This window comes from Streptomyces sp. IBSBF 2435 (assembly GCF_036815005.1).
Lineage (GTDB): Bacteria > Actinomycetota > Actinomycetes > Streptomycetales > Streptomycetaceae > Actinacidiphila.
The window spans coordinates 1585-11397 of sequence record NZ_JAJSYW010000215.1; the positions used below are offsets into that span (position 1 = coordinate 1585).

Here is a 9813-nt window from a genome sequence, read left to right on the forward strand (position 1 = left end):
GGCCTCCGGCGCGGCGGCCGGTGCGGGCACCTCGGCCACGGCCTTGCGGGTCCTGGTCCGCTTCGGGGCTTCCTCGGTGACGACCGCGACGGCGAGGTCCGCTTCCGGCGCGGGCACGTCGGCGACGGCCTTGCGCGTACGGCGGCGCTTGGGGGCCTCCTCGGTGACCGCGTCGGCCTCCGGCGCGGCGGCCGGTGCGGGCACCTCGGCCACGGCCTTGCGGGTCCTGCGGCGCGGGGCCGGCTCGGCCACCGCGCTGTCCGACGCCAGCGCCTCGGCCACGACCTCGGCCGGTGCCTCGGCGGCGGCCTTGCGCGTACGGCGGCGGGGCGCCTTCGGCGCGGCCTCCGCGGTCTCGTCCACGGCCACGACCGGGGCCGGAGCGACGGCCTCGGCGGCTGCCGGAGCCTCGGCGGCCTCGGCGACCGGGGTCACCGCGGCCCCCGCACCGTTACGGGTCCTGCGGCGCCGGCGCGGTGTACGCGGACCGGCCTGCTGCCCTTCGGCGGCCGGCACGGACACAGCGGACACCGGCGACACCGCCGACACCGCGGTCGCCTCGGTCGCCGACTCGGCGGCCTCGGTCGACGCCGGTACGGCCTGCGCCGCCTCGCCGCCACGGGTTCTGCGGCGCTGCCGCGGGGTCCGGGTGCGGGCCGGCCGCTCCTCGGCGGGAGCCGGAGCCGCGGCCGGCCCGGAACGCCCGCCGCCGCCCGCGGGACGGCGGCCGCGTGCGCCGCGTCCGCCGGTCTCGCCGAGGTCCTCGACCGCTTCCGCGTCGAGCCCCGCCCGGGTCCGCTCGGCCCGGGGCAGTATTCCCCTGGTGCCCGCCGGGATGCCGAGCAGCTCGAACAGGTGCGGGGAGGTCGAGTAGGTCTCCTCCGGGTCGTTGAACGACAGGTCGAGCGCCTTGTTGATCAGTTGCCAGCGCGGGATGTCGTCCCAGTCGACCAGGGTGATCGCCGTACCCGAAGCACCCGCGCGGCCGGTGCGGCCGATGCGGTGAAGATAGGTTTTCTCATCTTCCGGCGTCTGGTAGTTGATCACGTGGGTGACACCCTCGACGTCGATGCCGCGCGCGGCCACGTCGGTGCACACCAGCACGTCGACCTTGCCGTTGCGGAACGCCCGCAGCGCCTGCTCGCGCGCGCCCTGGCCGAGGTCGCCGTGCACCGCGCCTGAGGCGAAGCCGCGCTTCTCCAGCTGCTCGGCCACATCGGCGGCGGTCCGCTTCGTCCGGCAGAAGATCATCGCGAGCCCGCGGGTCTCGGCCTGGAGGATGCGGGAGACCAGCTCCGGCTTGTCCAGCGAGTGGGCGCGGAAGACGTGCTGCGTGGTGTTCGCCACCGTCGCGCCCTCGTCGTCGGGGGCGGTCGCGCTGATGTGGGTGGGCTGCGACATGTACCGCCGGGCCAGGTTGATCACCGCGCCCGGCATGGTGGCCGAGAACAGCATCGTCTGCCGCTTCACCGGCAGCATGCCCATGATCTTCTCGACGTCCGGCAGGAAGCCCAGGTCGAGCATCTCGTCGGCCTCGTCGAGGACCAGGGTGCGGACATCGCGCAGGCTGATCTTCTTCTGCCCGGCCAGGTCGAGCAGCCGTCCCGGGGTGCCGACGACCACGTCGACGCCCTTCTTGAGCGCCTCGACCTGCGGTTCGTACGCCCGGCCGCCGTAAATGGCGAGCACTCGGACGGCGCGGACCTTGCCGGCGGTCAGCAGGTCGTTGGTGACCTGCTGGCACAGCTCGCGGGTCGGGACGACGACCAGCGCCTGCGGGGTGTCGGTCAGCTGCTCGGGGGTGGCGCGCCCGGCCTCGACGTCGGCGGGCACGGTCACCGACTCCAGCAGCGGCAGGCCGAAGCCGAGGGTCTTGCCGGTACCGGTCTTGGCCTGGCCGATGACGTCGTTGCCCGCGAGGGCCACCGGGAGCGTCATCTCCTGGATGGGGAAGGGGGTGATGATGCCGACAGCCTCAAGGGCTTCGGCGGTCTCGGGAAGAATGCCGAGACTGCGGAAAGTGATGGTGGACAGGATGCTTGCCTCTTCTGTGAGACGCGGCACTGTGCGGCAAGGGGGGTCGAGCAACCGGGCGCACCGGGATCCGGCGCAGGTCACTGACCGCGCAGAGGTGTCGTACAGCCTTCGAGGGGCTGTGGAGCGCGGGACCGCTGCCCTCGCTCGAGCCGCGAGTGGGCACCCCTCCCGATGTCAGGAGGGCGGTCGGTTCGGAGCCGATCGGGCCACCGACCGGGCATCCAAGGTGTTGCATACGTCGCCCGCCGACGATCGGAACCAGGCCGACTAACGGCGGGTGCATTACCACTCTACCTCGGAAACACGTAGCTGCACCCGATCAAATGTTTCGTTAGGGACATCATCGGGTCACGTGGAGGGTGTCGGCGGGTGCGCGGGACTTGGTTATTGTGCGCTGCATGGACACGCCTGACGACACCACCACGCCCGCCGCCGAGCCCGCACCCGAGTCCGCCGCGGAGTCCGCCGCGCCGGTCACCGGGATCGCCGCCCAGGACTGGACGTCCGCGTCCGCCGACCCGCGCTACCGCGCCGCGGTGGTCGACCTGCTCGGTGCGCTGGCCTACGGCGAACTGGCCGCGTTCGAACGGCTCGCGGAGGACGCGAAACTCGCGCCCACCCTGGAGGACAAGGCGGAGCTGGCGGCAATGGCGGCCGCCGAATTCCATCACTTCGAGCGGCTCCGCGACCGGCTCACCGACATCGGCGAGTCGGCGAACCACGCGATGGAGCCGTTCGGCGCGGCGCTGGACGAGTTCCACCGCCAGACGGCACCGTCCGACTGGCTCGAAGGCCTGGTCAAGGCCTACGTCGGCGACTCGATCGCCTCCGACTTCTACCGCGAGGTCGCGGCCCGCCTCGACACCGACACCCGCACCCTGGTGCTCGCGGTGCTCGACGACACCGGGCACGCCACCTTCGCGGTGGAGAAGGTGCGGGCCGCGATCGACGCCGAGCCGCGGGTCGGCGGCCGGCTCGCGCTGTGGGCGCGGCGGCTGATGGGCGAGGCGCTGTCGCAGGCGCAGCGGGTCGTCGCCGACCGGGACGCGCTGTCCACGATGCTGGTCGGCGGTGTCGCCGACGGCTTCGACCTGGCCGAGGTCGGCCGGATGTTCTCCCGCATCACCGAGGCGCACACCAAGCGGATGGCGGCGCTGGGCCTCGCCGCGTAGCGCTCGCGCGGGCGGGCCGGCGGCCGGGCGTGGTCGTACGCCCCGGGCGGGCGGACGGTCACGTACGCGCCGCGCCAACGCCCCGGGCGGGCGGGCCTGCGGGTGGTCCGGCGGTCAGGCCCCGGTCGGTGTGACCTTCGCGTGCCGCCCGCGCCTGGCCGGGCGGGCCAGCACGCTCAGGCCCGCGGCGGCCGTCGCGAAGGCCGCCGCGAGGCCCGCCCCGGGGTGGCCGCCGCCGAAGACGGTGTACGTCACCAGGCCGCCGGTCAGCGCGGCGACCAGGCCGGTGCCGAGGAGCAGGGCGGGGGCCGGCAGGCGGGCGGGGAAGAGCCGGGCGGCGGCGAAGGCCGCGAGCAGGCCGAGCGCGGCATAAGCGACGATTTGCCAGAGCATCGATTCCCCTCCGGTGACGCGGCGTTGCGGACCGTTCCGTTACTCGTCCTACCCCTGGAGGGACCCGGGCAAAACGAGGGGGCGGCAACCGGACCCGTCCCGGTTGCCGCCCCCGCTGACTCCGCGTCAGAGAGCGGCGCCGAATCCCACCCTGCGGGCGGCCGGCTCGCCGATCTCCACATACGCCAGCCGGTCCGCGGGGATGAGCACCTTGCGGCCGTGCTCGTCCTCCAGTGACAGCAGCTTCGCGTCGCCCGACAGCGCGTCGGCGACGGCCTTCTCCACTTCGGCCGCCGACTGCGCGCTCTCGATGTTGATCTCGCGCGGCGCGTGCTGCACGCCGATCTTGACCTCCACGGCTTGGATACCTCCGATGGTCTGGCGGTGTGCGCGGTTGGTCGCGCCGTACGCTGCCCAGACTAGCCCGCGGCGGGGGCGGTGAATCCGCGCCTCGTGCACGCCGTGAGCGAACAACGGCCGGGCCCGGCCGGGTCGCCGTCAGCTGTTCTGGCCGCCGGTGCCCTCCGTGCCGTGCAGCGGGAAACCCGCGATGCCGCGCCACGCCAGCGACGTCAGCAGCTGCACGGCGGTGTCCCGGGGCACATCGCTGCGGCTGGCCAGCCAGTAGCGGGCCACTACCTGGGAGACGCCGCCGAGGCCCACCGCCAGCAGCATCGACTGGTCGCGGGACAGGCCGGTGTCCTCGGCGATGACCTCGCTGATCGCCTCCGCGCACTGCAGCGCGACCTTGTCGACCCGCTCCCTGACCGCCGGCTCGTTGGTCAGGTCGGACTCGAAGACCAGCCGGAAGGCGCCGCCCTCGTCCTCGACGTAGGCGAAGTACGCGTCCATCGTCGCCTCGACGCGCTTCTTGTTGTCCGTGGTGGACGCCAGCGCGCCGCGCACCGACTGGAGCAGTGACTCGCAGTGCTGGTCGAGAAGCGCGAGATACAGTTCGAGCTTGCCGGGGAAGTGCTGGTAGAGCACCGGTTTGCTGACGCCGGCCCGCTCGGCGATGTCATCCATCGCGGCCGAGTGGTAGCCCTGCGCGACGAAGACTTCCTGGGCCGCCCCCAGCAACTGCTCGCGTCGGGCCCTGCGGGGCAAGCGGGTGCCGCGTGGTCGTGCCTGGGTCTGCTCGATGGCTGTCACGCCGCCTCCCATTTCTGCGGAACGAACGAAGACCGAACGAAAAGAACGCTGCGCTGGCCATCGTACTTTTGAGTAACGACCCTGTGCGCCGTACGGGCGCACATTCTCACTTTCTGGATACGGGCGGCCCTGCCGCTGTCCTTCGGGTGAGGCGCTCCGCGCGCTCGGCGCTGCCGGCGGCGGCCGACGTCAGCGGTAGTCGTCGTCCTCGTCCAGCGGGACCACCCGGCGCTGCTCCGCGGTGTCCGCCGGGTCCGCCTCGCCGTCGCGGTCCGCGGGCCTGGCGGTCACCGGGTCGTCGCGGTGCTGGAGCAGTTCGGCCTGCTGTTCGGCCCGGTCGGCCTCCGGGGCCTCCAGGCCCAGGTCGTCGTCGAGCGCGCTCTGCGCGGCGTTGTCGTCCTCGTCGGCTTCCCGCTCGATGTGCGCGATCTCGTCGGACATGGCGCCTTCCTTCCCTCGGTCCCCGCCCTTCCCCTCCTGGACCCCCTTCTTGGAGCGTAGGAGCCCCGGGCCGCGCGCGCAGCGCGTACAGGCTCCTCCGGACAGGAGCGCGCACCCGCGGACGGCCGATTCCGCGCGGGTATGCGCGACCTTGTGCCGCCGAACGCACAGTCGTACGCGTGATCGTCTCGTAACATCGGTACATGGCTTCGACGGACTACTCCCAAGCCGCCGCCGTACCGGCGGTCGTACCCCCGGCGGGGCCGGTGCTCACGGCCGGGGAGACGGCAAGGACCGTGCAGTTGCCCGGGCTCGGCCTGGTGGTGCGGTCGCGCGCCCACACCGCGCCGCGGCAAGGCGGCGGCGAAGCCGAGCCCGCGATGTTCGTGCACGGCCTCGGCGGCTCGTCGCAGAACTGGTCGGCGCTGATGGCCTCGCTCGCCGACAGCCTCGACTGCCACGCCCTGGACCTGCCGGGTTTCGGCCATTCCCCGCCGCCTGACGACGGCAATTACTCGATCGCGGCCCATGCCCGCGCCGTCGTCAAGCTGCTGGACGCCGAGGGCCGCGGCCCGGTCCACCTGTTCGGCAATTCGATGGGCGGCGCGGTGTCCGTCAAGGTCGCCGCCGCCCGGCCCGACCTGGTCCGCACCCTCACGCTGATCTCACCCGCGCTGCCCGAGGTGCCGCCCCAGCTCAGCGCCGTACCCACCGCGCTGCTGTCCGTCCCCGGCCTGCCGGCGCTCTACGCCCGGTCCACCCGCGAATGGGCGCCCGAGCGCCGCACCACGGCGCTGCTCTCGCTCATCTACGGCGACCCGGCCGTCGTCGGCGAGACCGCGCGGGCCGCCGCCGCCGGCGAATACCAGCGGCGGTTCGACCTGCCGTATTTCTGGGACGTCATGATCCGCTCCACCCGCGGCATCGTGAACTCCTACACCCTCGGCGGCCAGCACTCCCTGTGGCGGCAGGCGGAGCGGGTACTCGCCCCGACCTTGCTGATCTACGGTGTCCGCGACAAGCTCGTGTCCGTACGCATGGCCCGAAGGGCGTCGCGGGCCTTCCGCGACTCCCGGCTGCTGACCATCCCCGGCGCCGGCCATGTCGCGATGATGGAATACCCCTACCTGGTCGACAGGGCCTTCCGCGACCTGCGGGACGACATCGCGACGCGCGCACGGACCGGCGCGGCCGACGGTACGGTCACGTCGACGACGGACATGGGCACTGCGGCTGGCGGGAGCTGATCGAGGGCGTGGGCAGACACAGCGCGCAGGACGACCAGGACGGTCGCGACAATCGCGTACCCCCGATCGGCGGCACATTCGCGCCGCCCGGCAGCGCCCTGGGCACCCCCGGCAGCGGGCGCCGCAGGCGCGGCTCCGGCGAGCCGTTCGACCCCTTCGGCGACAGCGGCGCCTTCGCGGCCGTACGCCCCCAGGACCTCGCCGCCCGGCCGCCCGCCCACCCCGAGCACCGTGAACACGGGGCGTGGGGCACACCCGGCGCCTGGAGCGGTTCCGGCGGCCGGGGCCGCGACCTGCCCTTCGACCCCGTCGAGGACTGGGCCGAGGGCTGGGCCGCGCACGACACCGCCACGGCCGCGGCCACCGCGGGGCTGCGGTCGCCGCGCCACCAGGTGGAGACGCTGGGCCGTACGGTGCCGCGCCCGCGGCAGGAATTCCTCGACGCCTTCGAGCCGCCCGCCGTGCCCGCGGCGTCCGCCGCCCCGCCGGACACCCCGGCCGCGGAGCCGCCCCCGGCGGAACCCGAGCCCAGCGGGCGCCGCAAGCCCGGCAAGGCCGGCTGGACGATCAGCGGCATCGCCGCCGCCGCGGTGGTCACCGTGGTCGCCGTCGCGACCGGCGGCCAGCTCACCGGCGGCGGCAACGGCGGCCCCGGATCCGACCCCGGCGCCGACAAGCCGACCCGCTCCTCCGATGACGCGGCGTCCCGCTCCGACGCCCGTACGACGCCGAGCGCGAGCCCCTCGGCAGCCCCGGCCGGCTACGACCAGCTGATGGACCTGCAATATCCGCTGGACCCCGCGCTCAAGCTCTCCGGCGCCTTCGACACGGTCCCCGGCCACCAGGCCGCGCCCGGCAAGGGCAAGGTGATGACCTTCCGGGTCGACGTCGAGCGGGGCCTCCCGCTGGACGGCGGGCTCTTCAGCGACACCGTCTTCAAGACCCTCAACGACAGCCGCAGCTGGGGCCACGGCGGCACGATGACCTTCGAGCGGGTCTCGACCGGCCACGCCGACATCGTCGTCACCCTGGCCAGCCCCGGCACCACGGCGAAGTGGTGCGCCAAGTCCGGGCTCGACACCACCGTCGAGAACGTCTCCTGCGACGCGGCGTCCACGCCGCGGACCATGATCAACGCGTATCGCTGGGCGCAGGGGGCCGACACGTATGGGGCGCACCTGATGCACGCGTACCGCCAGATGCTGATCAACCACGAGGTCGGGCACCGTCTGGGCCACGGCCACGTGGGGTGTCCGCGGGGCGGCGCCCCGGCCCCGGTGATGATGCAGCAGACGAAGTTCCTCTCCCTCGACGGCGGTCCCACCTGCAAGCCCAACGCCTGGCCTTTCCCCTAGCCCCCCGTCCTGCCTGCCCGGGTATGTCCGGGGACCTTGCCCCCGGTGGGGGCCTGTCGCGCAGTTCCCCGCGCCTCCGGTGTGCTTCCCTCTGCGCCAGAGGAGCCGAGCCCCGCAGGGGCGCCGGGAGCCGCGCGCTCAGCCGAAACGCAGCCGCAGGCGAAAGCGCGGGCCACACCAACGCGTGACGGCGGGAGAAGTTACGCCCATTCACCCCTTCTGGTGGTGTCGCGGACAACCGTCCGCCGAGCGGGCCGTACCGCGCAATACGGTCGTCCCGCCGGGCGGGACACCAACTCGTCCGGAGTCAGGACGAGAAGGGGCGGACCCGTGCGGATTGGGTTACTTACCGAGGGCGGTTATCCGTACGCAAGAGGTGAGGCCGGCGCGTGGTGCGACCGCCTCGTCCGCGGCATGCCCCACCACGTCTTCGACGTCTACGCGCTGAGCCGGTCACCGCGCACCGAGGCCGCGGGCACCGTGGAGACCCCGCCGCAGGTCCGCCGGGTGCGGCAGGAGCGGCTGTGGGGCGAGCCGCCCGCCCCGGAGGCGCAGGGCGGCGGGCGCGCCGCGGCCAAGGCGGCCCGCGCCGCCTTCCGTACCGGCTTCCGGGACTTCGCGGCAGCCCTGGCCGGCGGCGCCGGCATGTGCGCGGTCGAACGGGCGGACCGTTTCGCCAGCGGCCTCTACGCTCTCGCGGACATCGCCCTGGACGCCGCCGGCGCCCTTCCGGCGATGCTGCGCGGCGACGACGCCCTCGCGGAGCTGGAGGCGGCGTGCCGAGCCCCCGGCGTACGCCCGCTGCTCGGCGACATCGTCGTGACCGAACTCCTCACCGCCGCCGACCTGCTGGAACGCCAGCTGCGCCCGCTGTCCGCGCCCTGGTACGGCCCGGACGCGCTGGGCGCCGCCGATGTGTGCCATGCGGTGTCCGGCGGCCCGGCCACGCTGCCGGGGCTGCTGGGCAAACGGTTCTGCGGCACCCCGCTGATCGTCACCGAATACACCGTCCGCACCCGGGAGGCGCTGCTCGCGCAGCGGGCCGCCGGCCTGCCTCCGGCCGTCCGCGCCCTGCTCGGCGACCACCACCGGCTGCTGTCCGGCGAGAGCTACCGGCAGGCCGCGCTGATCACCCCGGGCTCGACCCACGTACGGCGCTGGCAGGAGCGCTGCGGCGCGCCCCGGGAGAGGACGCGGACCATCCACCCCGGCATCGACGCCCGGCGCTTCGCCCGCGCGGGCGCGGCCGCGGAGGCCGCGGCGCAGGACGGTGGACGGGCCGCGCACGCTGATCCGACGGTTGCGTGGGTCGGCCGCGCGGACCCGGCCAAGGACCTCATCGCGCTGCTGCACGCCTTCCACGTGATACGCCGCAAGGAGCCGCGGGCCCGGCTGCGGGTCTGCCACCTGCGCGCCGCCGACCAGCGGGCGGCCGGCTATCTGGACCACTGCCGTACGCTCGCCGCGCAGCTCTTCCCCGGCGAGGCGGCCGACGCGACCGCCGGCGGTGAGAGTCCGGTCAGCTTCGAGGAGATCGGCTCGCCCGGCGTCCCGGAGCCCGCGGACGCTTACGCCGCGGGCGACGTGGTCGTGCTGTCCAGCAGCGCGGAGGGCTTTCCGCTGAGCCTGGTCGAGGCGATGTTCTGCGGGCGGCCCACCGTGTCCACGGACGTCGGCGCGGTACGCGAGGTCATCGGCGGTACGGGTCTGGTGGTGCCGCCGTGCAATCCGAAGGCACTGGCCGAGGCCACGCTCGGCCTGCTGCGCGGCCCGGGGCGCGCGGCCCGGCTCGGCGCGGCGGCCAGGGAGCGCGCGCTGACCCTCTTCACGGTCACCGCCTGCGTGAACGCCTTCGCCGACAGCTACCTGGACGTGGTCGCCCACCATCCCGTACGCCGGCTGCCGCTGCTCGACGCCCGGGGCGCCCCGCGTCCCTTCACCACTCCGGCGGAGTCCCTGTCGCCGGCCCGCCCGGCCCCGACTCCCGCCGACCCCGCGTGGACCGCTGTCCCGGCC

9 protein-coding genes are annotated in these 9813 nt (G+C 74.1%); 4 read left to right on the forward strand and 5 right to left on the reverse strand.

Annotated features, from left to right (window positions below; translation table 11 throughout):
* On the reverse strand, positions 1-1938 hold a 1938-nt coding region (locus V7E46_RS29375; RefSeq protein ID WP_333771271.1), incomplete at its 3' end, for a DEAD/DEAH box helicase.
* A 488-nt stretch (positions 1939-2426) separates the two neighbouring features.
* Between V7E46_RS29375 and V7E46_RS29380 the strand changes: the two genes are divergently transcribed.
* Positions 2427-3209 (forward strand): ferritin-like fold-containing protein, encoded by a 783-nt coding sequence (locus V7E46_RS29380; RefSeq protein ID WP_329182378.1) that lies wholly within the window; start codon positions 2427-2429, stop codon positions 3207-3209.
* Positions 3210-3323: 114 nt separating this feature from the next.
* On the opposite strand, the gene V7E46_RS29385 is transcribed toward V7E46_RS29380, so the two are convergent.
* The 4 genes from V7E46_RS29385 to V7E46_RS29400 form a co-directional block, all read right to left on the reverse strand.
* On the reverse strand, positions 3324-3602 hold the full coding sequence (locus tag V7E46_RS29385) for a hypothetical protein (RefSeq protein WP_333771265.1): 279 nt from the start codon (positions 3600-3602) through the stop codon (positions 3324-3326).
* Positions 3603-3728: 126 nt separating this feature from the next.
* Positions 3729-3959 carry a DUF3107 domain-containing protein gene (locus V7E46_RS29390; RefSeq protein WP_329174990.1) on the reverse strand — a complete coding sequence of 77 codons (231 nt, stop codon included), beginning with the start codon at positions 3957-3959 and terminating at the stop codon, positions 3729-3731.
* Between the two features lie 141 nt (positions 3960-4100).
* Positions 4101-4754, reverse strand: coding sequence for a TetR/AcrR family transcriptional regulator (locus V7E46_RS29395; RefSeq protein ID WP_333771266.1), 654 nt, complete (start codon positions 4752-4754; stop codon positions 4101-4103).
* Between the two features lie 189 nt (positions 4755-4943).
* Positions 4944-5195 carry a hypothetical protein gene (locus V7E46_RS29400; protein WP_333771267.1) on the reverse strand — a complete coding sequence of 84 codons (252 nt, stop codon included), beginning with the start codon at positions 5193-5195 and terminating at the stop codon, positions 4944-4946.
* Between the two features lie 203 nt (positions 5196-5398).
* On the opposite strand from V7E46_RS29400, the gene V7E46_RS29405 reads away from it, so the two are divergent.
* The 3 genes from V7E46_RS29405 to V7E46_RS29415 form a co-directional block, all read left to right on the forward strand.
* Positions 5399-6442, forward strand: a complete 1044-nt coding sequence (locus V7E46_RS29405; RefSeq protein WP_333771268.1) for an alpha/beta fold hydrolase — start codon at positions 5399-5401, stop codon at positions 6440-6442.
* A gap of 8 nt (positions 6443-6450) precedes the next feature.
* On the forward strand, positions 6451-7797 hold the full coding sequence (locus tag V7E46_RS29410) for a DUF3152 domain-containing protein (protein ID WP_333771269.1): 1347 nt from the start codon (positions 6451-6453) through the stop codon (positions 7795-7797).
* A 330-nt stretch (positions 7798-8127) separates the two neighbouring features.
* Positions 8128-9813 (forward strand): DUF3492 domain-containing protein (locus V7E46_RS29415; RefSeq protein WP_333771270.1); only part of this gene is annotated, 1686 nt, incomplete at its 3' end.